Here is a 24,947-nt window from a genome sequence, read left to right as displayed (position 1 = left end):
GCAGTCGCGCACCGGCAAAAGAATGGCTGTCGCCGAAGATGAATATCTGCGGCGTGCGGCAATCCTGAAACATCGTTATTGTCGTGGACCGGCCTCCTGCCCGCTCCACACGCAGGCAAGATTTCCCAGTCCGCACCCGGCGTCAACGGGTCAGCCGCAACCGAAACCATCAAGGCTGATAGAAAGAGACGCGGAATTTATGATAGAATCTATCAAACCATCAAAGGCTTTCAGGAACCCACAGATGGGCGGGCACAAATCGTTGTCCCGGCGTTTCCGCCATGCCGTGTTCGATGGTGTGAACCATTGTTGTAATGAGATCGGTGCATAATTCACGGAGCGGCGTCTGGAATATGCCGCTGATACGCTTTTCCAGCAGCGCCTGGCGGGATTCGGGCGTCAGTTCATTGACAAGGCAGACGATGGTCTCCTGCCGGTTTTCCTGTTGCAGGGCCTCGATCACGCCTTCCATACCGCCGCCGATACAATAGATGCCGACCAGATCCCTGTGCTTGGCGATGGTGTCCATGACAAGCTCATAGGTCAGCCGCCGCGTTTCAAGCGTGATCAGCGCGTCCATCACCTCGAATTCCGGCGCATATTCCCGCATGTAGCTGCGAAAGCCGGTTTCGCGCAGCGAATGACCGTGAAAACGGTGGCCACCGAGCAGCAGAAGCACCTTGCCCCTGCTGCGCGCCAGTCGCGAGATCATCCAGGCCGCCGTGCGCCCCACTTTCATGTTGTTGGCGCCGAGATAGGCTTCCCGCACCCCCTGCGCGAAATCCGAAAGCAGTGAAAATGTGGGAATGCCCCTGGCCTTCAGCGCCTCCACGGCGGCGGTGACATCATGATGGTCCGGACCGGTGGCCGCCACGGCCTCGACACGGCCCTTCATGCCCGTCAGGAGCGCCGCGAGCTCGCTCGGCTCGCCCGACTGGGCGAATTCGATGCGCAGATTGAGATGACGATCCCTGACGTTGCGCGCCGCAAGCTCCAGCTCGTCGGCAAAGGTCTGGTAAAAGGCGTGCCGTTCCTTGCGCAGGATGATGCCGAGATTATAGGACGGCAGATCGGCCAGCATGCGCTGACGAATGACGTTGGTGGCATGAAAACCGATCTTCTCCGCCGCCTCGAACACCCGCCGCGCGGTCTCCTCCCGCACCGGCAGGCGGCCGTTCAGCACCCGGTCGACGGTGGCGACGCTGACGCCGGCGGCTTTTGCGACATCGGTGATGGTCGGACGCTTCATGCTGGCTCCCGCAGGCGGAAAGATTTCTGTCATATCTCGCAAAACATGTCACGGATGATGATGGAATCCAACATGGGTGAAGGGATATGGTAGGAGCGTCATGGGAAAAATGCTGAGGCTGCGTCTCTTGTGTGGCGACTGCTTTACCATCCACCACGACTAGCCGTTACGACTAGTCCGCCACGCCTCCTTCCCTCTCTTTGCTTGTCATCACGCCTCCTTCCCTCATCTCTGTGCTTGTCACAGAGATCCAGCCAGCCCAAGTCCTTGGGCTGAAAGGAGTCCTTACCCGCCGCGCAGACGCGCGTCGGCTGGATTCCTGTGACAAGCACAGGAATGAGGGGGAATTTGGGGGCAAGGCGAGAAAATCGTCTGCCGAGTGGCCTGAATGGTTCCAATCACGCGGAATGAGACTACGGCAGCGGTATTTATACCCTTTTATAGCGGCACTCATACCTTTTTACGGCGGCATCCGTACCGCCTCACGACGGCATTCGCCCCCTATACCAATACTGAATGCCGCTATCCCGTCAGACCCGTTCCAGCGCCACGGCAATACCCTGCCCGACACCGATGCACATGGTGGCGAGCGCAAGCCGCTTGCCGGTCAGTGAAAGTTCAAGCGCCGCCGTGCCGGCAATGCGGGCACCGGACATGCCGAGCGGATGACCGAGCGCGATCGCGCCGCCATTGGCATTCACCCGCGCATCGTCATCGGCAATGCCAAGCTGGCGCAGCGTCGCAAGGCCCTGGCTGGCGAAGGCCTCGTTCAGCTCGATCACATCGAACTGTTCCTGCTTCAGCCCGAGCCGTGCCAAAAGCTTGGCCGAGGCCGGGGCCGGGCCGATGCCCATGACGCGCGGCGGCACGCCGGCGGTGGCACCACCGAGGATGCGGGCAATGGGGGTGAGGCCATATTTCTTCGCCGCTTCCGCCGAAGCGATGATGAGAGCCGCCGCGCCGTCATTGACACCAGACGCGTTGCCCGCCGTCACCGTCGCGCCATCGCGTTTGTTCACCGGCTTCAGCTTCGCCAGCGCTTCGAGACTGGTCGCGCGCGGATGTTCGTCTCTGGAGACAACAAGCGGATCGCCCTTGCGCTGCGGGATCGTCACCGAGACGATTTCCCTGTCGAGACGGCCGTTGGCCTGCGCATCCGCCGCCTTCTGCTGACTGCGCACCGCAAAGGCGTCCTGATCCTCCCGCGAGACCTGATGATCGACCGCGACATTGTCGCCCGTCTCCGGCATGGAATCGACGCCATATTGCGCCTTCATCAACGGGTTGACGAAACGCCAGCCGATGGTGGTGTCATAGATTTCAGCATTACGCGAGAAGGCGCTCTCGGCCTTGGGCAGAACGAAGGGCGCACGGCTCATGCTTTCCACACCGCCGGCGATCATCAGTTCCGCCTCGCCCGATTTGACGGCGCGCGCGGCTGCGATGACGGCATCCATGCCCGAGCCGCACAGCCGGTTGATCGTGGTTCCCGTCACCGAGACGGGAAGGCCGGCAAGCAGCAGCGACATGCGCGCCACATTGCGGTTGTCCTCGCCCGCCTGGTTTGCACAGCCGAAGATCACATCCTCGACGGCCTCCCAATCGACGGAAGGATTGCGCTCCATCAGCGCCTTCAGCGGCACCGCGCCGAGATCGTCGGCCCGCACGGAGGAGAGCGCGCCGCCGAAGCGGCCGATGGGCGTGCGGATATAATCGCAGATATAGGCTTCGGTCATCGGTCTTTCCCTAGCGTTCTGGCCTCAAAGTTCCGGTGCGACGAGATCGGTTACCGCACCATCCATAAGCAGCGGCGCGCCGGTCATTGCCTGCAATTCCTCAAACGTCATCGCCGGCAGTTTTTCACGCAGCACGAAACGGCCATCCACCACGTCGATGACAGCATGGCTGGTATAGACGCGAGTGATACAGCCGACGCCGGTGAGCGGGAAGGCGCATTTCTCAACCAGCTTCGGTTCGCCATTCTTCGTCACATGTTCGGTGATGACGAAAACCTGTTTTGCGCCATGCACCAGATCCATGGCACCACCAACGGCCGGAACGCCCTTGGAGCCAACGCGCCAATTGGCGAGATCGCCATTCTGCGCCACCTGATAGGCGCCGAGGATCGCCACATCCAGATGCCCGCCGCGCACCATGGCGAAGCTGTCGGCATGATGGAAGAAGGCGGCACCCGGCTTCAATGTCACGGCCTTCTTGCCGGCATTGATGAGATTCCAGTCCTCCTCGCCTTCCGGCGGCGCCTCGCCGAAATTCAGGATACCGTTTTCGGTATGGAAAATCGCCTGACGGCCGGGCGGCTGGTAACGCGCCACCATTTCCGGAAAGCCGATGCCAAGGTTGACGTAAGCACCGTCTTCGATGTCCTGCGCCGCACGCCATGCGATCTGGGCGTTGGAAAGCTTGATGTCTTCGCGGGTGTCGATGGTCTTTGTCATGCGTAGGCTACTCCCGCACGAATGAGGACTTCTTCCTGTTGCGGATCGGGAATTTCCACGACGCCGTTCACGAAAATGCCTGGCGTCACGACATGCTCTGGATCGATTTCACCGGCGGCGACGATCTTCGAGACCTGCGCGATAGTGGTCTTCGCGGCCATGCACATCAGCGGGTTAAAATTGCGCCCCGCCTTGTTGTAGGTGAGGTTGCCATAGGTATCGCCAAGCTCGGCCTTAACGATGGCGAAATCCGCCTTCAGCCAGCGCTCCTGAACGTAAGAGCGGCCGTCAAATTCCGCGATCACCTTGCCTTCAGCCAGTTCCGTTCCGAAGCCGGTCGGGGTGTAGAAAGCCGGAATACCCGCACCACCAGCGCGGATGCGCTCGGCGAGCGTGCCCTGCGGCACCAGTTCCAGCTCGATTTCACCGGCCAGATAGCGGTCTGTAAAGGCGCGCGGATCGGAAGAGCGCGGGAAGGAGCAGATCATCTTCCTGACCATGCCGGCATCGATCATCGCGGCGATGCCGATGCGGCCGTTGCCGGCATTGTTGTTGATGACGGTCAGGTTCTTCGGTCCCCTGTCGATCAGCGCGTGGATCAGCTCGATGGGTGCGCCGGAGCCGCCGAAACCGCCGATCATGATCGTCGCACCATCACCGATGCCGGAAAGCGCCTCTTCGGCGCTCTTGATTGTCTTGTCCATTCTCAAAACCTCCATCCAGCCGAGCGGATGGACCGGCAAGGCTGCGTGGCCCTGAGGTAAAACCGAAATTGCCTCGACGGCAAGGATTTTGTGCGTTATATGATTTTTGTTCGTATATCGCACAAATGGAGCTTGGGCATGGCCGTCAGCGAAAGAGACATGATGGGCGGTCTCGCCAAGGGATTGCGGGTGATCGAGGCTTTCAGCGCCGAGCGGCCGCGCCTGTCCATCTCCGACGCCGCCGAGATCGCCGGGCTGGACCGCGCCACCACACGCCGCTGTCTGCTGACCCTTTCGGAGCTTGGTTATGCCGCCTATGACGGCAAGTTCTTCACCGTCACGCCGAAAGTACTGAGGCTTGGCACCGGCTGCCTCGCCACCATGCCGCTGCCGAAGATCGTCCAGCCGCTCATCGACCGTCTCTCAGAGGAGATCGGCCAGAGCACGTCGGTTTCGATTCTGGACGAGATCGAAATTGTTTATGTCGCCCGCGCCGCGCAACAGCGGGTCATGTCCATTGCGCTGATGCCGGGCTCGCGCCTGCCCGCCTATTGCACGTCAATGGGTCGTGTTCTTCTTTCCGCACAAACACCCGAGCGGCAACGCGACATTCTCGGAGCTTCCCGGCTGGTTGCCCGCACGGAAAACACGATCACCGACATGCAAGCCCTGCTTGCCGAAATCGAGGTGACCGGCCATCGCGGTTTTGCGCTGATTGATCAGGAAGTGGAGATTGGTCTTCGCTCCATCGCCGTGCCGCTGAAAAGCGTGCGTGGCCAGACGGTTGCGGCACTCAATGTCGGGCTTGCAGCCTCGGTGGCCTCAATGGAGGATCTGGTGGAGCGTTACCTGCCGGCGCTTCTTTCCGTTCAGCGGGAACTGGCGAGAATGCTGGTCTGAGACGGCATCTGCCGCGCGCCCATATCGCCCATTTTGCGCTGTTCGGCGAGACGCCAGGCACGCGGCGTCATGCCGGTCTCCCGCCTGAAGAAGCGGTTGAAATAAGCGGGATCGGCAAAACCCAGCCCTTCGGCAATCATCTGCACGCTGGAGACCGTAAAGATCAGCTCCTGCTGGGCGATCTCGATCTGACGCTTGGCGATCAGCCGCTGCAGGCTGAGGCCGGAGACCGAACGGACAAGCCGGTTGAGATGTGTCTCCGAGAGACCGAGCTTCCCTGCATAAAACCCGGCTTTCTGCGGCTCGCGGATATGGCGGGCGATCAGCGACAGCAGCCGTTCGAAACGCTGTTCGGCAAGACCTTCGCCACTCGTTTCCAGAAGCGGCCGCGCGGCCCGTGAAAGAAGCGAGACCACAGTGGCGAGTTGGCCTTCGATCATCGCATCGCGACCAATCTCGCGGGCCTCATACTCCGTGGAAATCCGTTCGAAACCGCTGCGCAGACCCTCTTTTTCTGCAAAATCCCGCAAGGGCACAAGCACCGGCTGCTGGAAATTCCGCAACAACAACGCCTGCACGGATGCCGGCAGCGACCCCGGCAGCATGGTGACAATCACCCCGCCAATATCGCGTGAGAAGCGGAAGCCATGTTCGAAGCCCGGCGGCACGATGACGGCGACCGGCGGGCGGATAGGCTCGATGCGGCCATCCAGCAACGCATCACCCTCCCCGCCAAAAATGTACAAGATTTGCAGAAAGGCGACATGACGGTGCAGGCCGATTTCAAAGCGGTGCAGGCTGCTTCGCGAAAAAAGCGTCTCGCAATGGAAGCGAAAATCTGTGCCTTGCAAGGCTTCCTCGCCATAAAGCCCTTCATTGGCAGTCGCCCGCATCTCACGCCACTCCTCCGCCTAATGGTCGGATTGTGCAATTTACGGACCGGAAAGTCCATTGAGCTTGTGACCCGCCTTGGTCAATTTCTTGACCGGAGACAAGTTCGGGAGGAAACAATGCGTACACAGGTCGTCATCATCGGCTCCGGCCCATCGGGGCTGCTGCTTGGCCAGCTTCTGGCGGGAGCCGGCATCGAGACCGTCATTCTCGATCGGGTCAGCAAGGATTACATCCTCGGCCGTGTTCGCGCCGGCGTGCTGGAAGAAGGCACCGTGCAGCTGATGGAAAAGGTTGGCGCGGACAAGCGCCTGCGCCGCGAGGGCCTGCCGCATGACGGTTTTTCGCTGACCTTCGACGGCCGCGACCACCGTATCGATCTTTTCGATCTGACGGGCGGCAAACGCGTTATGGTCTATGGCCAAACCGAAGTGACGCATGATCTGATGGATGTGCGTGAGGCGGCAAACCTTGTGACCATCTACGACGCCCGCAATGTCCAGCCACATGATTTCGATGGCGCAAGCCCCTATGTCACCTATCAGAAAGACGGCGTAAACCACCGGATCGATTGCGATTTCATCGCCGGCTGCGACGGTTTTCACGGAGCAAGCCGCAAATCCGTGCCGCAAGGTGCGATCAAGGAATTCGAGAAGGTCTATCCCTTCGGCTGGCTCGGCATTCTCACCGACGTGCCGCCGGTCAACCATGAACTGATCTATGCCAACCATCCGCGCGGTTTTGCGCTCTGTTCCATGCGCTCAAACACGCGCAGCCGGTATTACATCCAATGTTCGCTGGATGACCGGCCGGAGGACTGGAGCGACGAGCGTTTCTGGGATGAAATCCGCCACCGCCTGCCGGAAAACCATGCGGATGAAATGGTGACCGGCCCGTCCTTCGAAAAATCCATCGCGCCGCTCCGGTCCTTCGTCAGTGAACCGATGCGGTTTGGTCGGCTGTTTCTCGCGGGCGACGCCGCCCATATCGTGCCGCCGACGGGCGCCAAGGGCCTCAACCTCGCCGCCAGCGACGTGCATTATCTGAGCGAGGCGCTGATCGAGTTTTATCGCGACCGGTCCGAAGCTGGCATCGATGCCTATTCGCAGAAGGCGCTTTCCCGCGTCTGGAAGGCCGTGCGCTTCTCCTGGTGGATGACGACGATGATGCATCGTTTTCCCGATACGGAGGATTTCGGTCAGCGCATTCAGGAGGCGGAACTGGATTATCTCGTGCAATCGCGCGCCGCTTCCACGGCGCTCGCGGAGAATTACGTTGGGCTTCCCTATTAGGGACTGCCCCAGACACGCGGCTTTTATCTCTACCGTTTCCACACCCGTCACCCCGGACCTGATCCGGGGTCCAGCGCGATCAAGTCCTTGATCGCAAAAGACTCTTTTCACGGCGCAGACGCGCCGTGGCTGGATTCCGGCTCAAGGCCGGAATGACGGAGGAGAGGTTCTCTGACTTTTCCCACTCTCATCCTCATCTCAAGAACCAGCCTCCGGCCTCCCATCCAACAGCTCACCCGCCGCCTCGCGAATAGCCTGCATCAGAAGCGAAAGCGGCAGGGACGGCTGCGTATCGGCGCGGACCGTCAGCCCCACCGGACCGCTGGTGTCGCCGGTCTCGACCGGCAGGATCGCCAGAATGCCATCCGCCACATCCGCCGCCACCACGCCTTCCGAGATGATCCAGATCGCATCGCTGGTACGCAGGAAGGCGCGGCCGAAGGCGTCGGAGACGGTTTCGATACGGATCGGCAGGGCCGGCACACCGTTGGCGATCAGGAACTGCTCGACGACGGGCCCGATGACGGATTGCCGTGTCGGCATCAGCACCGGATATTCATGCAGGTGATCGAACACCGAAATGCCGGGTGACAGCAGCGGATGGCCGGCGCGCACCACGAAGCGCACCTTTTCCGAATAGAGATGCTCGAAGGAAAAACCCGCCATTTTCTGTGGCGCGGCGAGACGACCAACGACGAGATCGAGATCGCCGACACGCAATTGCTCCAGCAGAACCGCATTTTCACCCGTCACGATCTTCACCGGGCTGCCGGTCTTTTCCGCCAGAAAGCCGGCCATTGCTTTCGGCATGATGCGGACAGACACGGTCGGCAGAGCGCCGACCCGCACCGGCGGACCGGCGCGCGCCGCCTCCTGCGAGACCGAATCGACCGCCTGGCGCAGCGCCGTCATCGTCGCACCGGCATGGCGCAGAAACACCTCGCCATAACGGCTGATGCGAATGCCGCGCCCCTCCCGGTCGAACAATGACACGCCGAGAATCTCTTCCAGCTCGCGAATGGTCTTCGTCACTGCCGGCTGGCTGACATGCAGGATTTCCGCAGCGCGGATGACGCTTTTCTGCCGCGCCACCTCCACGAAAGTCTGCAGGTGCCGGAACTTGATACGCTGGTCGACCATCGCTCATATAATCCAGTGGTTATGATTTTCATCGATAATGTCATTTTACTTAACCGAAACCGGCTTGCAATATTCTTCGCAGGAGGAGCATGCCATGCATTTTCTGCGCTGCGGCGAGACTGTGATCCATTATCGCGTCAAGGGATTGGACAGCGGCAAGCCTGTGATCGCCTTCATCAATTCGCTCGGGACCGATTTCCGCATCTGGGATGCGGTCATCGAGGCGCTGGGCGATGACTATGCCTATGTGCTGCACGACAAGCGCGGCCATGGACTTTCGGATGTCGGACGTGCGCCCTATTCGATAGACGATCATGCCGGTGACTTGATCGAACTTCTTGATCATCTCGGCGTCAAAAGCGCCGTCATCTGGGGCCTGTCGGTCGGCGGACTGATTGCGCAGGGGCTTTATGCCCGGCGGCCCGATCTCGTCCGCGCACTCCTGCTCAGCAACACCGCCCACAGGATCGGCACGGCCGAGATGTGGAACGCCCGTATCGACAAGATCGCCGCCGATGGCCTCGCCTCGCTGGTCGATCCCGTCATGGAGCGCTGGTTCACGCCCGCCTTCCGCCAGCCTGAGAATGCCGCCTATGCCGGCGCGCGCAACATGCTCTCGCAACAGCCGGAAGCGGGTTATAGCGGCACCTGCGCCGCCATCCGCGATGCGGATTTTACCGAAGAGGCGGGACGCATCGCCGTGCCGACGATCTGTATCGCGGGTGATCAGGATGGCTCCACCCCGACGGAACTGGTGCAGTCGCTGGCGGGTCTCATCCCCGCAAGCCGCTTCGTCACCCTTGCCGGCTGCGGCCACATCCCCTGCCTTGAACAGCCGCTCGCCTACGCGCAGGCAGCCTCGATTTTTCTCAAGACCTTGCCGGAGCATTGACCGATGGCGGACCATATCGACAAAAACGAACGTTTCGAACAGGGCATGAAGACCCGCCGCTCGGTACTGGGCGACGCCCATGTCGACCGGGCGCAGACCATGACGTCCGGCTTCGACCAGCCCTTCCAGCAGCTCATCACCGAGGCCGCCTGGGGTACGGTGTGGTCCGGCAATCACTGGACGAAGCGCGAGCGCTCGATGGTCACCATCGCCCTGCTTGCAGCGCTCGGTCAGGATGAGGAACTGGCCATGCATGTGCGCGCCACCGTCAATACCGGCGCCACCGAAGCGGATATTCGCGAGGCGCTGCTGCATGTGGCGATCTATGCCGGCGTACCCGCCGCCAACCACGCTTTCAAGATCGCCAAGCTTGCCCTGGCCAGCATGAAGGCCGATAGTTCACTCGATAATTCTGGCGATGGGGAGGAGACGAAATGAGCAACCAGCCGCCTGAAACCGGGCCGTTCTTCGCGCGCAACCGCGATATCCATCCGCTGGCCTATGCGCCCGGCTACAAGACCTCGATCCTGCGCTCACCGCAGCGCGCGCTGATTTCGCTGGAAGGCACGAAAAGCGAGATCACCGGCCCCGTCTTCGGCCATGGCATGCTCAACCCGCTGGATAACGACCTCATCCTCAACTATGCCCGCCCCGGCGAAATGCCGGTTGGCCCGCGCATTCTGGTGCATGGCCGGGTGCTGGACGAACGCGGCCGTGGCGTGGATGGCGCGCTGGTGGAGTTCTGGCAGGCCAATGCCGGCGGTCGTTACCGCCACAAGAAAGAAAGTTATCTCGCCGCCATCGATCCGAATTTCGGCGGCGTCGGCCGCACCATCACGGATGAAAACGGTTATTACTGGTTCAAGACCATCCAGCCGGGCGCTTACCCCTGGCCGAACGGCGTCAATGACTGGCGGCCGGCCCATATTCATTTCTCGGTCTTCGGCCATGGCTTTGCCCAGCGGCTGATCACCCAGATGTATTTCGAAGGCGACCCGCTGATCTGGAAATGTCCGATCGTCAAGACCATTCCGGACGAGGATGCCATCAGGCGGCTGATCGCGCCGCTCGACATGAATGCGACACTGCCGATGGACATGCTGGCCTATAAGTTCGATATCGTCCTGCGCGGCCGCCGCTCGACCCTTTTTGAAAACCGCATGGAGGGCAACTGACCATGGTTCAGCCGCTCAACTATTTCAAGGAAACCGCCTCGCAGACGGCGGGGCCCTATGTGCATATCGGCTGCACACCGAATTTCGTCGGCATCGAAGGCGTGTTCGAAAAGGATCTCGGTTCCGGTCCGCTTTATAACGACAAGGCCCGCGGCGAACGCATCAGCGTGCGCGGCACGGTCTATGACGGTGCGGGCATGGCCCTAAAGGACGCGCTGATCGAGATCTGGCAGGCCGATACCGATGGTTATTACAACAGCCCCAGCGAAACCCGGGGCAAGGCCGACCCGAACTTCATCGGCTGGGGCCGCTCGCCGGGCGACATGGATACCGGTGAATTCGTCTTCGAGACCATCAAGCCCGGCACAGTGCCGTTCCGCGATGGCCGGCCGATGGCGCCGCACATCACCTTCTGGATCGTCGCGCGCGGCATCAATATCGGCCTACAGACCCGCATGTATTTCCCGGAGGAACAGGAGGCCAATGCGGCCGACCCGGTTCTTGCCCGCATCGAGCAGAAAAGCCGCATCGCCACGCTTGTCGCCAAAAAGGAGGAAGGCAACGTCTATCGTTTCGATATCCGCCTTCAGGGCGAAGGCGAAACTGTGTTTTTCGATATCTGAGCCCAACGGACAAGTGAAATGAGCCTTTCCCCCTTCGAGCATCCGTTTCTCTCAGGCCTTTTCGGCGATAGCGAGATCGTCGAGCTTTTTTCGGCAAAAGCGGATATCGACGCCATGATCCGCTTCGAGACGGCACTGGCGCAGGCGCAAGTGGGGACCGGCATCATCTCCGAGGATGTGGCGAAGGCGATCGTCTCGGGGCTTTCGGAGTTTGCCGCCGATATGACCGCCCTTCGCCATGGCGTCGCCAAAGACGGCGTGGTGGTGCCTGAACTGGTGCGGCAGATGCGGGCAGCCGTCGCCGGCAAGGCGGCGGAAAAGGTGCATTTCGGCGCAACCAGCCAGGATGTCATCGATACCAGCCTGATGCTGCGGCTGAAAATGGCGACGGAAATCATCGCCGCACGGCTTGGCCGGCTCATCGATGCGCTCGGAGACATCGCCTCCCGCGATGGCCATAACGCGCTCACCGGTTATACCCGCATGCAGGCCGCCATCGGTATCACGGTGGCCGACCGCGCGGCGAGCTGGATCGCGCCGCTCGAGCGCCATCTGCTCAGGCTGGAAACCTTCGCGCAGAGCGGTTTTGCCCTGCAATTCGGCGGTGCTGCCGGCACGCTGGAAAAATTCGGCGACAATGCCGCGGCCGTACGCGCCGATCTCGCCAAGCGGCTCGGCCTTGCCGACAGGCCGCAATGGCAGAGCCAGCGCGACGGCATCGCCGAATTCGGCAATATTCTCTCGCTCATCACCGGCGCGTTCGGCAAGTTCGGGCAGGATATCGCGCTGATGGCCGAGCTCGGTGCGGAAATCCGCCTCTCCGGCGGCGGCGGTTCTTCGGCCATGCCGCACAAGCAAAATCCGGTCAATGCCGAAACGCTGGTGGCGCTCGCCCGCTTCAATGCCGTGCAAATCTCCGCGCTGCACCAGTCGCTCGTGCATGAACAGGAGCGGTCCGGCGCGGGCTGGATGCTGGAATGGCTGTCGCTGCCGCAGATGGTGACGGCAACGGGTGCCGCGCTGCTGATCGCCGAGCGATTGGCGGCGCAGATAGACAGGCTGGGCACAGGCGAAAACTAGCCGCAAGTCCGGTCGATTTTATGTGCGGACAGGGTTTCCGGGCACTGCCGGGCGGCAGGCCGGAGGCGATGCGACGACGCGTGGAAAGCGCTTGCGCTTCTTCGCATTAGTCATTGATAAAAAAGACTTTATCTAAAAATCCAGAGAGCGAAAAAACAGTGTCAAAGCTGTTTTTTAACCGGACATAGCGCTTGACACAAAAATGAACTAACTGGTACAAACATTACGATTAATACCATGCCGGCGAGGAAGGCTCAAAGCCTGTGGCGGCGGGGACGGATAAAAATGGAAGGCTTTGGCGCCGCAAGGTTCCAGAGCGATGCGGACAAGGCCAAACGCCTGTCCGGACCCGAACGGGTTGGGAGGAAGAATGTCTTACAGTCTCGATTTTTCGGCGGTCATAGAGCGCCTGCCCGAGCTGCTTTTGGCCTGTCTTGCGACAATCGGCCTGGCGATTGCCGGCATGTCGCTCGCGACAGTCATCGGCGTTCTGGGCGTCGTTGCGCGCCGTTCGCGCTTCAAGCTGCTGCGCGGCCTCGTCATCGGTTTTGTGGAAGCCATCCGCAACACGCCGTTTCTGGTGCAGATATTCTTCATCTTCTTCGCCCTGCCGCAGATCGGCATCAAACTCAACCCGACGGTCACCGCCATCATCGCGCTGGCTTTGAACGGCGGCGCCTATGCGATTGAAATCATTCGCGGCGGCGTCGATTCCATTCCCAAGGGCCAGGTGGAGGCGGGGCTGGCGCTCGGGCTGCACCGCGCGCAGATCTTCCGCCACATCATCTTAAAGCCGGCGCTCCGGGCAGTTTATCCTTCGCTCACCAGCCAGTTCATCATGCTGACGCTGACGACCTCGGTCTGTACGTCGATCGCGGCTTACGAACTGACCTCGGTGGCGCAGAAGATCGAGGCGGACACGTTCCGGTCGTTCGAGGTCTATTTCTCGATCACCCTGCTTTATCTGGTCATTTCCTCGCTGATGATGGGCGTCTTCTCGCTCATCTCCCGCGCGTCCTTCAGCTATCCGGTCAAGTGAGGAAAAGACAATGGCATCCATCGGTCCCAACGAACTCTTCTTCCTGATGCAAGGCCTGAAATGGACCCTTGCGCTGACCTTGATCGGCTTCATCGGCGGCGGTGTCTTCGGCCTTTGCGTGGCACTTGCCCGCGTCGCGGACAGCCCGGCGATCCAGCGGGCAAGCACGGCTTACATCGCCGTCTTTCAGGGCACGCCGCTCCTGATGCAGCTGTTCGTGGTTTATTATGGCGTGGCACTTGCTGGCCTCAATGTCGATGCCTGGATCGCGGTCGCCATCGCCTTCACCCTGCATGCCAGCGCCTTTCTCGGTGAAATCTGGCGCGGTGGCATCCAGGCGGTGCCGAAAGGGCAGACGGAGGCCGCCAATGCGCTCGGCCTGCATTACATATCGCGCATGAAGGACGTGGTGCTGCCGCAGGCCTTCAAGATTTCGCTGCCGGCCACCATCGGTTTCCTCGTGCAGCTCATCAAGGGCACTTCGCTTGCGGCCATCGTCGGCTTCGTCGAGCTGTCGCGCGCCGGTCAGATCGTCTCCAACCAGACGTTTCGCCCGCTCACCGTCTTCGCCATCGTCGGCATCATCTATTTCCTGATCTGCTGGCCGCTTTCCCTGTGGGGCGCCGGTGTTGAAAAGCGGCTGCAGGCCGCGTCCCGCTAATTACCAAAAACCATCTCATCAGCTTTGTAAGGAGGAGCAAAAGATGAAAACCACCAACATGAAATTCTCACGCCGCGCCCTGCTCGCGCTCGCCGCGGCAACGGTTGCCCTGCCCTTCGTCGCACCGGTCGATGCTTTCGCCGGCACGGTGGAAGAAGCCAAGGCCAAGGGCAAGGTCGTCATCGGCATTCAGGGCGACAACTCGCCGTGGGGCTTCGTCAATTCCAGCGGCGTGCAGGATGGTCTCGATGCCGATATCGGCAAGGCCTTTGCCGACTATCTCGGCGTCAAGGTTGAATTCGTGCCGCTCGCGGTGGCCAACCGCATCCCGGCGCTTTTGACCGGCAAGGTCGACCTCTTGTTCGCGACCATGGGCATGACCGCCGAGCGCGCCAAGACCATTCAATATTCCAAGCCCTATGCCGGCAACGTGCTCTCCGTTTATGGCCCCAAGGACAAGAAGATTACCGGCTATGACGATCTGACCGGTGTGGCTGTCGGTGTGCCGAAGTCGAGCGCTATGGACACCTCGATCACGGCAGGCGCCGGCTCGAAAGCAAACATCCTGCGCTTCGACGATGATGCCGCCAATATTCAGGCACTCATCTCCGGTCAGGTCGAGGTCGTCGGCGGCAACCAGTTTTATGGTGACCGTCTGAACAAGGCCGCCGAAGGCAAATACGAGCCGAAATTCGATCTGACGACGCTTTATAACGGCGCCGGCACCCGCCCGGGTGAAAAGGACTGGAACGAAACCGTCAACGCCTTCCTCGACAAGATCAAGTCCGATGGCCAGCTCGCCAAGATCTACGACAAGTGGATGAAGCGCGAAGTCCCGGCCTTCCCGGACAGCCTGCCGGATATTCCTTTCACCGTGAAGTGAAGGATCGCACGAGGCTGAGATTGGGAGGAGTAACCAATGGGAATCTTTAAGAAAAACACTGCATGGCGTACAGCCCTTGCAGTCGGATTGGCAGCCCTGCTGCCAATCCTTTCGCCCGCAGGCGCAGAGGCCAGAACGCTGGAAGAGGCAAAATCCAGCGGCAAGATCGTGATCGGCATTCAGGGTGACAATGCGCCCTGGGGCTTCATCAATTCCACCGGTGTCCAGGAAGGTTATGATGCCGATCTGGCCAGGGGCTTTGCGGATTATCTCGGCCTGAAGGTGGAGTTCGTGCCGCTTGCCGTCGCCAACCGCATTCCGTCGCTGCGCACCGGCAAGGTCGACGCCCTGTTCGCGTCGATGGGCATGACGCCGGAACGGGCGAAGAACGTGCAATATGCACAGCCTTACGCGCATAACGTCATGTCGGTTTACGCCACCAAGGACAAGAAGATCGTCAATTTCGACGATCTGACCGGAATGACCGTCGGCGCACCGAAATCCAGCCCCATGGATACGGCCTTGACCGCCGGTGCGGGGACAAAAGCGAATATCCTTCGTTTCGATGACGACGCCGCCACGATCCAGGCGATCCTGTCGGGCCAGATCGAGGCGATCGGCGGCAACCAGTTTTATGGAGACCGTCTCGCGGCGGCCGGCGGCAAGGATTACGAGGTGAAGTTCGACCTCGTCACCCTCTATAACAGCGCCGCGACACGCCCCGGTGAAAAGGACTGGAACGAAGCGCTCAACGCCTGGCTCGACAAGGCCAAGGCCAATGGCGATCTCGCAAAAGTCTATGCCAAATGGATGAAGCGCCCGGTTCCGGACTTCCCGGCCTCGCTTCCGGATATCCCCTACACCGTCAACTAAACATTGCTGCCAAGCATGAAGGAAAGTTCCATGTCGCAATCCTCCGCCGCACAGGCTCCGCTGATCGCCCTTGAAGGGGTTGGAAAGTGGTATGGAGCCTTCCATGCGCTTAAAGGCGTCAACATGACGGTTCGCAAGGGCGAAAAGATCGTTCTTTGCGGCCCGTCGGGTTCGGGCAAATCCACCCTCATCCGCTGCATCAACCATCTGGAGGAAATCCAGGAGGGCAAGATCACGGTCGAGGGAACAACTTTGTCGGATTCCAGCCGCGCCATCGATGCGGTTCGCCGCGAAGTGGGCATGGTGTTCCAGAGCTTCAATCTCTTCCCGCACAAGACCATCATGGAAAACTGCACCCTTGCCCCCATGCGGGTGAAGGGGCTTTCCAAGGCCGATGCCGAGGCGACGGCCCGCAAATATCTGGAGCGCGTGCGCATCCTCAACCAGGCCGACAAGTACCCGGCACAGCTTTCCGGCGGCCAGCAGCAGCGTGCGGCGATTGCCCGGGCACTGTGCATGGAACCGAAGGCCATGCTGTTCGACGAGCCAACCTCGGCGCTCGACCCGGAAATGGTGAAAGAAGTGCTCGACACCATGATCGGCCTTGCCCGCGACGGCATGACGATGATCTGCGTGACCCATGAAATGGGTTTCGCCCGGCAGGTGGCCGACCGCGTGGTCTTCATGTCGGAAGGCGAGATCATCGAGGAAGGCCCGCCCGAAGAATTCTTTCGCGACCCCAAGCACCAGCGCACGCGCACGTTCCTTGGCGAGATTCTCGCCCACCATTGAGATTCGCCCTCAGTCCTCGGACTTGGGCGACTTCCCGGCATACGCGACGTCATCCTCGGGCTTGCCCCGAGGATCCATGAATTTCAGCGGATGACAGATCCTCGGGTCAGGCCCGGGGATGACGAAGGAGAGGTTTCAGCACCTCGCCAGCAACCCGATTGGGAGGCCATGCCTGCCCCGAACCGACGAACGACATGTGATCATGACAGAAAAAACCTTCTACAAGGTCGGCCTGATAGGCGCCGACATCCAGCTTTCCAAATCGCCCGCGCTGCACATGCGCGAGGGTGCGGCCCATGGCCTCGACTATTCCTACGAGCTTGTGGATGTCACCGCCCGCAAACTGCCGCAGAGCGCCCTTCCCGCTCTTCTCGACGAGCTGGAGACACGCGGTTTTGCCGGCACGAACATCACCCATCCCTTCAAGCAGGCCGTCATTCCGCATCTGCATGAACTCTCCGACGATGCCCGCATGCTGGGCGCGGTCAACACCGTCGTCTTCCGCGATGGCCGCCGCATCGGCCACAATACCGACTGGTACGGTTTTTACGAAAGCTTCGTGCGCGGCCTGCCGGATGCAAAGCGCGACCGGGCGCTTCTGGTCGGCGCGGGTGGTGCGGGTGTTGCCGTGGCCCATGCCGCGTTGAAGCTCGATATTATCAGGCTCGATATTGTCGATCGGGACTTTCCAAGAGCCGAACGTCTCGCCGACGAGCTTAATGCCCGTTTTGGCGAAGGCCGCGCCGTTGCGGTCAAGGACCCGGCCCAATCGCTGCCCTTTGCCGATGGTCTGATCCATGCCACGCCGATGGGCATGCCCGCCCATCCCGGCATGCCGGTTGCGGCCAAGCTGATCGAACCAAAGCACTGGGTCGCCGATATCGTCTATATGCCGCTGGTGACCGAGCTTCTGGCGACCGCGGCCAGAAAAGGGTGCCAAACCCTGCCCGGCGGCGGCATGACCGTGTTTCAGGCCGTGGGCGCTTTCCGCCTCTTCTGCGGCCGCGAGCCGGATGCGAAGCGCATGACGGCACATTTCACCGAACTCTGCATGGCGGAGGGCGTGGCATGAGCCTTTTTACGATCCTGAACGGTCCGAACCTCAATCTGCTCGGCCAGCGCCAGCCGGAAATCTACGGCTACGAAACGCTCGCCGATGTCGAGGCCGATTGCCGTGCCATCGCCGAAGCCGCCGGCCACGAACTGTTTTTTGCCCAGAGCAACCGGGAATATGAGCTGATCGACTGGATCCACGAAGCCCGCGGCAAGTCCGCGGGCATCGTCATCAATCCCGGCGCCTTCACCCACACCTCGGTGGCGATCCTCGATGCACTGAACGCCTTCGAGGCACCGGTCATCGAGGTCCATATCTCCAACATCCACAAACGCGAGGTCTTCCGGCACCATTCCTATGTGTCGACCCGTGCCGAAGGCGTGATCGCCGGTCTCGGCATCGAAGGTTACGGGGTGGCGCTACGCCACCTCATCAACCGTCTTTCCCGATCCGCGTAATATGCTCGGGCTTCAGCACATAGCGCAGCAACATCTCCGCCACATGCGCGGACAGCGCTTCCTGACCGGCCTCACTGAAAAGCGTATCGCCAAAATTGAACGAAAAAGTTTCGGTGTTCGAGACGTTGTAAAAAGACAATGCGCTGATCTGCCAATGCAGTTCAAGAGCGTCCAGCCCGGGCCGGAACAGGCCGGCATCCTGCCCGCGCTTCAATATTCGCCGCATGATCTCGATGGCGGGCCGGTTGACGTTGCGGATCGCCTCCGAAACCCTGATGTGCCTGCCGTGGTGAATATTCTCCGTCATGACCATGCGGACGAAAGCCGGGTTGCGGCGATGATGCTCGAAGGTGAAGCGACAGAGTTTCTCGAGTGCGGCAATCGGCTCCAGATCATCCAGCTCAAGATTGCCTTCGCCGCCGCGCACCTGCGCATAGGCCTCCTCCAGCACACGCTTGTAGAGGCCCTCCTTGTCGCCGAAATAATAATAGATCATGCGCTTGGACGTGCGCGTGCGCGCCGCGATCTCATCGATGCGCGCGCCGGAGAGGCCGTTCTGCGAAAATTCCTCCATGGCGACGGAAAGAATGTCGCGGCGAACCCCTTCCGGATCGCGCTTCGCCTGCCGGCTTTCTCGGGGTGCGTTCGAAGTCGCGCTTTTGGTCATCATCCATTCCATCGATGCGGCGGCGGCCTTGAGGTCACGCCCTGCTTATTAACCAATTAGTACATAAGGCTGAAAAGGAAGGCAATATGGCGAGCTATGACACAGGAAGACACGGCATGCCAATGCGCACATCCATTGCAACCGTGTCGATCAGCGGCGAGTTCCCCGAAAAGCTGGCGGCCATCGCCAAGGCCGGCTTTTCCGGCGTGGAGATTTTCGAGAATGATTTCCTGACCTACGACGCCTCCCCGCGCGAGGTGAAGGCGCTGGCCGCCGATCATGGTCTCGATATCACCCTCTTTCAGCCGTTCCGCGATTTCGAGGGCATGCCGGAACCGCACCGGACCCGCGCCTTTGAGCGCGCCCAGCGCAAATTCGACATCATGGGCGAGCTCGGCACCGATCTGATGCTGATCTGTTCCAATGTCTCGCCGGTCTCGCTCGGTGGCATCGACCGCGCGGCGGCCGATTTCCATCAGCTCGGTGAACTCGCCGCGAAACACGGCGTGCGCGTCGGTTACGAGGCGCTGGCCTGGGGCCGCCATATCAGCGATCACCGCGATGCCTGGGAGGTGGTGCGGCGTGCCGATCACGCCAATGTCGGCATCATCCTCGACAGTTTCCACACACTGTCGCGCAAGATCGATCCCAATTCGATCCGCTCCATTCCCGGTGACAAGATCTTCATCGTACAGCTGGCCGATGCGCCGCTGATCGACATGGACCTGCTCTACTGGAGCCGCCATTTCCGCAACATGCCGGGCGAAGGCGACCTGCCTGTCGTGGATTTCATGCGCGCCGTGGCCGCGACCGGCTATAGCGGGCCGCTGTCGCTGGAAATCTTCAACGACCAGTTCCGCGGCGGCTCGGCCCGGCTGCTCGCCGAAGATGGTCACCGTTCGCTGATCAACCTCATGGACCAGGTGCGGCGTCTTGAACCCGATATCCGCATCGACGTGCCCGCCATGCCGGAACGGGTTGAGACGCAGGGCGTGGAATTCGTCGAATTCACCACGGCACCGGAAGAAAAGGCCAATCTGGAAGCGCTGCTCGCCACGCTCGGTTTTGAAAAATCGGCGCAGCACCGCAACCGCACGGTCGACCTTTATACGCAGGGCGATATCCGCATCGTCATCAATACCAGCGATGACGGCGACAGTTTTGCCGGTGCTTCCTATTCGATCCACGGCACCAATGCCTATGCCTTCGGACTGAAGGTCGATGATGCCAAAGCGGCGCTGGCGCGGGCCGAAGCACTCGGCGCACCGACCTTTGCAGAACCGCGCAAGACGGGTGAAGTCGCTGTTCCCGCCATTCAGGGCGTGGGCAATGGCGTCATCTATTTCCTCGATGCCTCACCGGCGCTCGCCTCCATCTGGGACAAGGAATTCGTACCGACGCAGGGGCAGAAGGCGGTGAGCGATGCCGGCCTGACACGCATCGATCATCTCGCGCAAACAACGCATTATGATGAAATGCTGACCTGGCTTCTGTTTTACACCTCGCTGTTTGCCTCCCGCCGCACACCGATGGTGGATGTGGTCGATCCGGGCGGGCTGGTGCGCAGCCAGGCGATTGAAAGCGTGCCCTCGCCGCATTTCCGCCTGACCATGAACGGCGCGGACAACCGCAAGACCTTCGCCGGCAAATTTCTGGCCGAGGGTTTCGGCACCAGCATCCAGCACATCGCCTTTGCTACCGACGATATCTTCGCCACGGCCAAGGCGATGCAGGCGCGCGGTTTCCAGGCCCTGCCGATTTCGCGCAATTATTACGACGATCTCGAAGCCCGCTTCGGGCTGGAGCCGGAATTTTCCGATGCATTGAGGGCCGCGAGCATTCTTTATGACCGCGATGACAATGGCGAATATTTCCAGATCTACAGCCGCACCTTCGGTGAGGGTTTCTTTTTCGAGATCATCGAAAGACGCGGCGCTTACGGCGGTTATGGCGCCATGAACGCCCCCTTCCGCATCGCCGCGCAACGGCGCCTTGCACCGCCGGTTGGCATGCCGAAGGAATAGCGGCGCGGAATGCCACTCGCCGGACGATTTTCGAACGGAATGCACCCGCTGAAGGTAGCGGCTCCGCCTCCTACCTCTCCTTCCCTCATCCCTGTTCCCCGGAACAAGCCCGAGGATGTCACAGGGATCCAGTCGATGCGGCTCTCACGCGGCGAGAAGGACTCCTTTTAGCCCAAGGACTTGGGCTGGCTGGATTCCTGTGACAAGCACAGGAATGAGGGAGAGAGCACGCATCCGCAAAGCTTAGCCTCACCACCATCCCCCGCACTAAATCTGCGCTCAATAAAAATGCACTTGCGCATTTGTAGAGCAGTACACAAAAATTGTTCAACACTCTGGACATGATTGTTCTGTTTTGTTAGCTTTTTCGGCAAAACAAGGGTGGGGAATAAAGTTTCATGCGCATCGTCGAATCTGCGGCCGACGCAAATTGTCCTGATGGTAGCTGCGAGGCCGCCAGCGGTGCTTCGGCGGCACCGCGGGTTTTGGATTGTCGGACGCCGGGCAAGGCGCTTTCCGCTGGCAAAGCGGCCTGAAACATGCGCTCCCTCGTGACATTCCCATCCTGTCCGCATGACGCCGCCCGGCGCATGCCTGCCCGCGACCTTTTCCCCCTTTCCATTTCAGATGACTGCGCCAGAATTGCCGCGCAAGCCATGACGGAGACGATGATATGACTGCCGCAAACGCAAACGCCCTCCTGTCCGTCGAAGGCCTGAGCGTCGAGTTTGGTAACAGCCGCGTCGTGGATGATATCTCCTTCCGCGTCGAGCCCGGCCGCACGGTTGCGATCGTCGGCGAATCCGGATCGGGAAAATCGGTCACTTCGCTCTCCACCATGCGCCTTGCGGACATGATGGGCGCGACCTACCCCACCGGCAAAATCCTGTTTGAAGGCAAGGACTTGCTGAAGGCTTCGCAGAAAGAGATGCGCTCGATCCGCGGCAAGGAGATCGCCATGATCTTCCAGGAGCCGATGACCTCGCTCAATCCCGTCTTCACCATTGGCGACCAGATCTGCGAAGTGCTTGTTTTGCATGAGAAGCTCGGCAAGACGGCCGCCATGGCGCAAGCCCGCGAACTTCTCGAAATGGTGCGCCTGCCCGATGCGGCCGAGCTTCTAAAGCGTTATCCGCACCAGCTTTCCGGCGGCATGCGCCAGCGGGTGATGATCGCCATGGCGCTCGCCTGCCGGCCGAAGCTTCTGATCGCCGACGAGCCGACGACAGCGCTGGATGTCACCATTCAGGCGCAGATCCTCAACATCATGCGCGACCTGCAGAAGAAGCTCGGCATGGGCATGGTCTTCATCACCCATGATATGGGCGTGGTGGCGGAAATGGCCGATGACGTCGTTGTGATGTGGAAGGGCAAGAAGGTCGAGGAAGGTCGGGTGAAGGATATCTTCGCCAATCCGCTGCACCCTTACACGCGTGCCCTGCTTTCCGCCGTGCCGCGTCTCGGCAGCATGGAAGGTGAAGAGTTTCCCAAGCGCCTGCCGCTCACCGTGCTGCAGGATGGCCAGCCGGTCGTGGTCGGCGAGGAGCGCGTGCAAAACACCGCGAAATATGACGCCAAGCCGCTTCTATCGGTCAAGGACCTGTTCGTCCGATTCGATATCCGCAAGAACCTGTTCGGCAAGGCGACGCACCGTTGCAGCGCGGTGCAGAAGGTGAGTTTCGATATTCATGCCGGCGAGACGCTGGCGCTGGTGGGCGAATCCGGTTCCGGCAAATCCACCATCGGCCGCACCATCCAGCAGCTGCAGACAGCGGTCTCAGGCGAGATTTCCTTCAACGGCCGCAGCTATTCGCAGATGTCGGCGGCGGAGCGCTTCCGCATGCGCCAGGAAGTGCAATATATTTTCCAGGATCCCTTCGCCTCGCTCGATCCGCGCAAGACGGTCGGTTTTTCGATTGCCGAGCCGATCAACACCCATGGTTTGATCAACGATCAGAAGGCGGTACGCCGGCGGGTGGATGAATTGCTGGAGCGTGTGGGCCTCAGCTCCGAACATGCCGCGCGTTATCCGCACGAGTTTTCCGGCGGCCAGCGCCAGCGCGTCTGCATTGCCCGCGCGCTGGCTTCCGATCCGAAGCTCATCATTGCCGATGAGGCTCTGTCGGCGCTCGATGTCTCCATTCAGGCGCAGATCATCAATCTGTTCATGGACCTGCAGGCCGAGCGTGGCCTCGCCTATCTCTTCATCAGCCATGACATGGCTGTCGTGGAAAAGATGAGCCACCGCGTCGCCGTGCTTTATCTCGGCCAGATCATGGAAATGGGCAGCCGCCGGCAGGTGTTTGAAACGCCGACGCATGATTATACCCGCCGACTGCTGTCGGCCGTGCCGGTTGCCGATCCGACCATCGAGCGCCGCATCGCCATGATCGAGGGCGAAATACCCAATCCCGTGCGCCGTGTCGGCGATGAGCCGGCCATTCTCGCCCATGAGGAAATCAATCCGGGCCACTTCATCGCGAAGAGCGCCTGAATAGCAACCAGAACCGCAACCATCTGAAGAGGAACAGGTAGATGACAATAATCAAGAAGGGGATGACGACAACGTTCGTCGCGCTTGCCATGGCCGCCACGGCCTTCACCGCCGCACCGGCTCTTGCCGCCGGCAAAATGACCATTTCCAGCCCACAGGACCCCGGCAGCTGGGACCCGATCGACACCTTCCTCGTGCAATGGGCGGCTGTCGCCACCAACATTTTCGATGGCCTCACCTATCGCGGCCCGGACCTGAAGTTGGCCCCCGGCCTTGCCGAATCCTGGGAAGAGCTGGATGAGGGCAAGCGCATCCGCTTCAAGCTGCGCCAGAACGTCAAGTTCCATAATGGCGAACCCTTCAACGCCGCCGCCGTCAAGTTCACCTTCGAGCGCCTTCTCGGCGAACAGGGTGCCAAGGGACCGCAGCGCTCCAACTATGTCGCCATCGAAAGCGTCGATGTCATCGACGATTACACCGTCGACATGAAGCTGAAGGCACCGGATCCGGTACTGCTGACCAAGCTTGCCGGTTATGGCGGCATGATTGTTCCGCCTGCCTACATCAAGGAAAAGGGCGAGGACAATTTCAACCTCAACCCAGTCGGCACCGGCGCATTCAAATTCGTTTCCTACGCGCCGAAGACCAATATCAAGCTGGAAGCCAACCCCGATTACTGGGGCGGTGCGCCAAAACTTTCCGAGCTTGAATATCGCTTCATCGCCGAGCCGGCGACCGCCGTTGCCGAATTGCAGGCCGGCCGCGTCGATCTCGTCATTCCGCCCACCATCCCGATCGGCATGATCCCGGTCATCGAAGGCGATTCCAAGCTTGAGATCGTCAGCGTTCCCGGCCCGACCGTCGACGCGCTGCGTTTCAACACCCGTGACGGCATTACCGCCGATCCGAAGGTGCGCAAGGCGATCATCATGGCCGTCGACCGCGGCACCATCGTCAAGTCGATTCTTGCCGGCCAGGCATCCGAGATTGCAAGCTTCCAGAGCGCACTGTCCTTCGGTTACGATCCGGAACTGAAGCCGCTGCCTTACGATCCGGAAGGCGCAAAGAAGCTGCTCGCGGAAGCCGGCGTAAAGGAAGGCGCGGCGCTGCAGATCGATATCCGCGGCAACGACGCGACGATGAACGAAGTGGCGCAGGTTATTTCCAGCTACCTCTCCATGGTCGGCATCACCGCCACCATCAAGCCCTATGAGACCAACGTTCTCTTGAACGACATCATCCCGCAGGGCAAGACCGGCGCGATGTTCCAGCAGAAATGGGGCGGCTGGACCTTCGATTACGATAACACGGCCTATTCCATGTATCACTCGGGTGAAAAGTGGAACCCTTACGACAAGGACGAAAAGCTCGACAAGCTGCTTGAATCCCAGCGTCCGCTGACCGACCGTGCCGAGCGCGAAAATATCCTCAAGGAAATCGGCAGCTATACCGCCGAACGCGCGCTGGAAATCCCGCTTTACAACACCAATGCCATTTACGGCATCAACAAGCGGGTCAAGGGTTTCGTCGCACCGCCGGATAACCGCCTGAAGCTAACCGACGTGACCGTCGAATAATCACGCTGGTTTTCTGATCAACA

At 60.6% G+C, this 24,947-nt stretch carries 24 protein-coding genes; 17 read left to right on the top strand and 7 right to left on the bottom strand.

Translation table 11 applies throughout. From position 1 onward, the window contains the following. Positions 1-220: 220 nt before the first annotated feature. From AC5YUO_RS23930 to AC5YUO_RS23915, 4 genes are all read right to left on the bottom strand, one after another. Entirely contained in the window at positions 221-1,249 is a 1,029-nt protein-coding gene (locus AC5YUO_RS23930) for a LacI family DNA-binding transcriptional regulator (protein ID WP_496155512.1), read from the bottom strand. A gap of 530 nt (positions 1,250-1,779) precedes the next feature. After that, positions 1,780-2,985 carry a 3-oxoadipyl-CoA thiolase gene (pcaF, locus tag AC5YUO_RS23925; RefSeq protein WP_496155511.1) on the bottom strand — a complete coding sequence of 402 codons (1,206 nt, stop codon included), beginning with the start codon at positions 2,983-2,985 and terminating at the stop codon, positions 1,780-1,782. Between the two features lie 24 nt (positions 2,986-3,009). Further along, on the bottom strand, positions 3,010-3,705 hold the full coding sequence (locus tag AC5YUO_RS23920) for a CoA transferase subunit B (protein WP_496155510.1): 696 nt from the start codon (positions 3,703-3,705) through the stop codon (positions 3,010-3,012). Beyond that, positions 3,702-4,409 (bottom strand): 3-oxoacid CoA-transferase subunit A, encoded by a 708-nt coding sequence (locus AC5YUO_RS23915; protein WP_110759985.1) that lies wholly within the window; start codon positions 4,407-4,409, stop codon positions 3,702-3,704. The genes AC5YUO_RS23920 and AC5YUO_RS23915 overlap by 4 nt, the downstream gene beginning before the upstream one ends. 138 nt (positions 4,410-4,547) lie before the next feature. Between AC5YUO_RS23915 and AC5YUO_RS23910 the strand changes: the two genes are divergently transcribed. Then, positions 4,548-5,309, top strand: coding sequence for an IclR family transcriptional regulator (locus AC5YUO_RS23910; protein WP_496155509.1), 762 nt, complete (start codon positions 4,548-4,550; stop codon positions 5,307-5,309). On the opposite strand, the gene AC5YUO_RS23905 is transcribed toward AC5YUO_RS23910, so the two are convergent. After that, complete coding sequence (locus AC5YUO_RS23905) at positions 5,279-6,202, bottom strand: helix-turn-helix domain-containing protein (RefSeq protein ID WP_496155508.1); 924 nt, start codon at positions 6,200-6,202, stop codon at positions 5,279-5,281. The two genes, AC5YUO_RS23910 and AC5YUO_RS23905, sit on opposite strands and share 31 nt — an antisense overlap. A gap of 117 nt (positions 6,203-6,319) precedes the next feature. Here AC5YUO_RS23905 and pobA point away from each other — a divergent pair, with 117 nt between their 5' ends. Beyond that, positions 6,320-7,492 carry a 4-hydroxybenzoate 3-monooxygenase gene (gene pobA / locus AC5YUO_RS23900; RefSeq protein ID WP_496155507.1) on the top strand — a complete coding sequence of 391 codons (1,173 nt, stop codon included), beginning with the start codon at positions 6,320-6,322 and terminating at the stop codon, positions 7,490-7,492. 198 nt (positions 7,493-7,690) lie between these two features. Here the strand turns inward: pobA and pcaQ are convergent, their stop codons facing one another. Next, positions 7,691-8,632 (bottom strand): pca operon transcription factor PcaQ, encoded by a 942-nt coding sequence (pcaQ, locus tag AC5YUO_RS23895; protein ID WP_496155506.1) that lies wholly within the window; start codon positions 8,630-8,632, stop codon positions 7,691-7,693. A 94-nt stretch (positions 8,633-8,726) separates the two neighbouring features. Between pcaQ and pcaD the strand changes: the two genes are divergently transcribed. The 12 genes from pcaD to aroQ all read left to right on the top strand — a co-directional run bounded on the left by pcaD (position 8,727) and on the right by aroQ (position 18,162). Beyond that, a complete protein-coding gene (gene pcaD, locus AC5YUO_RS23890) occupies positions 8,727-9,524 on the top strand; it encodes a 3-oxoadipate enol-lactonase (RefSeq protein WP_496155505.1) in 798 nt (265 codons plus the stop codon). Positions 9,525-9,527: 3 nt separating this feature from the next. After that, positions 9,528-9,962 (top strand): 4-carboxymuconolactone decarboxylase, encoded by a 435-nt coding sequence (pcaC, locus tag AC5YUO_RS23885; protein WP_400821017.1) that lies wholly within the window; start codon positions 9,528-9,530, stop codon positions 9,960-9,962. Further along, a complete protein-coding gene (gene pcaH / locus AC5YUO_RS23880; RefSeq protein ID WP_003505508.1) occupies positions 9,959-10,699 on the top strand; it encodes a protocatechuate 3,4-dioxygenase subunit beta in 741 nt (246 codons plus the stop codon). Before pcaC ends, pcaH begins: the two co-directional genes overlap by 4 nt. A gap of 2 nt (positions 10,700-10,701) precedes the next feature. Beyond that, a complete protein-coding gene (gene pcaG / locus AC5YUO_RS23875) occupies positions 10,702-11,322 on the top strand; it encodes a protocatechuate 3,4-dioxygenase subunit alpha (protein ID WP_269709311.1) in 621 nt (206 codons plus the stop codon). Positions 11,323-11,340: 18 nt separating this feature from the next. Continuing rightward, positions 11,341-12,402: a 3-carboxy-cis,cis-muconate cycloisomerase gene (locus tag AC5YUO_RS23870; protein WP_496155504.1), complete on the top strand. Its 1,062-nt coding sequence runs from the start codon at positions 11,341-11,343 to the stop codon at positions 12,400-12,402. A 370-nt stretch (positions 12,403-12,772) separates the two neighbouring features. Further along, positions 12,773-13,441, top strand: a complete 669-nt coding sequence (locus AC5YUO_RS23865; protein WP_400821006.1) for an amino acid ABC transporter permease — start codon at positions 12,773-12,775, stop codon at positions 13,439-13,441. A gap of 10 nt (positions 13,442-13,451) precedes the next feature. Next, entirely contained in the window at positions 13,452-14,102 is a 651-nt protein-coding gene (locus AC5YUO_RS23860; protein ID WP_496155503.1) for an amino acid ABC transporter permease, read from the top strand. A gap of 43 nt (positions 14,103-14,145) precedes the next feature. Beyond that, complete coding sequence (locus tag AC5YUO_RS23855) at positions 14,146-14,985, top strand: transporter substrate-binding domain-containing protein (RefSeq protein WP_400821001.1); 840 nt, start codon at positions 14,146-14,148, stop codon at positions 14,983-14,985. Positions 14,986-15,021: 36 nt separating this feature from the next. After that, positions 15,022-15,858: a transporter substrate-binding domain-containing protein gene (locus AC5YUO_RS23850; protein WP_496155502.1), complete on the top strand. Its 837-nt coding sequence runs from the start codon at positions 15,022-15,024 to the stop codon at positions 15,856-15,858. 30 nt (positions 15,859-15,888) lie between these two features. Further along, positions 15,889-16,650 carry an amino acid ABC transporter ATP-binding protein gene (locus AC5YUO_RS23845; protein ID WP_006316555.1) on the top strand — a complete coding sequence of 254 codons (762 nt, stop codon included), beginning with the start codon at positions 15,889-15,891 and terminating at the stop codon, positions 16,648-16,650. A 202-nt stretch (positions 16,651-16,852) separates the two neighbouring features. Further along, positions 16,853-17,722, top strand: coding sequence for a shikimate dehydrogenase (locus AC5YUO_RS23840; protein ID WP_496155501.1), 870 nt, complete (start codon positions 16,853-16,855; stop codon positions 17,720-17,722). Then, the gene (gene aroQ, locus AC5YUO_RS23835) at positions 17,719-18,162 is read left to right on the top strand and encodes a type II 3-dehydroquinate dehydratase (protein WP_496155500.1); all 444 of its coding nucleotides are present in this window, start codon (positions 17,719-17,721) and stop codon (positions 18,160-18,162) included. Before AC5YUO_RS23840 ends, aroQ begins: the two co-directional genes overlap by 4 nt. Here aroQ and AC5YUO_RS23830 read toward each other — a convergent pair. After that, the gene (locus AC5YUO_RS23830; protein WP_496156557.1) at positions 18,137-18,829 is read right to left on the bottom strand and encodes a TetR/AcrR family transcriptional regulator; all 693 of its coding nucleotides are present in this window, start codon (positions 18,827-18,829) and stop codon (positions 18,137-18,139) included. The genes aroQ and AC5YUO_RS23830 overlap by 26 nt on opposite strands. Positions 18,830-18,951: 122 nt before the next feature. On the opposite strand from AC5YUO_RS23830, the gene AC5YUO_RS23825 reads away from it, so the two are divergent. The 3 genes from AC5YUO_RS23825 (at position 18,952) to AC5YUO_RS23815 (ending at position 24,924) form a co-directional block, all read left to right on the top strand. Continuing rightward, positions 18,952-20,853 (top strand): bifunctional sugar phosphate isomerase/epimerase/4-hydroxyphenylpyruvate dioxygenase family protein, encoded by a 1,902-nt coding sequence (locus AC5YUO_RS23825; protein ID WP_496156556.1) that lies wholly within the window; start codon positions 18,952-18,954, stop codon positions 20,851-20,853. Between the two features lie 673 nt (positions 20,854-21,526). Then, a complete protein-coding gene (locus AC5YUO_RS23820) occupies positions 21,527-23,347 on the top strand; it encodes an ABC transporter ATP-binding protein (protein ID WP_496155499.1) in 1,821 nt (606 codons plus the stop codon). 41 nt (positions 23,348-23,388) lie between these two features. After that, positions 23,389-24,924: an ABC transporter substrate-binding protein gene (locus AC5YUO_RS23815; RefSeq protein WP_496155498.1), complete on the top strand. Its 1,536-nt coding sequence runs from the start codon at positions 23,389-23,391 to the stop codon at positions 24,922-24,924. The last annotated feature ends 23 nt before the right edge of the window (positions 24,925-24,947 follow it).

It is taken from the genome of Agrobacterium sp. LEGMi-208b (assembly GCF_059511785.1).
This window is presented reverse-complemented; position numbering and strand designations above follow the sequence as displayed.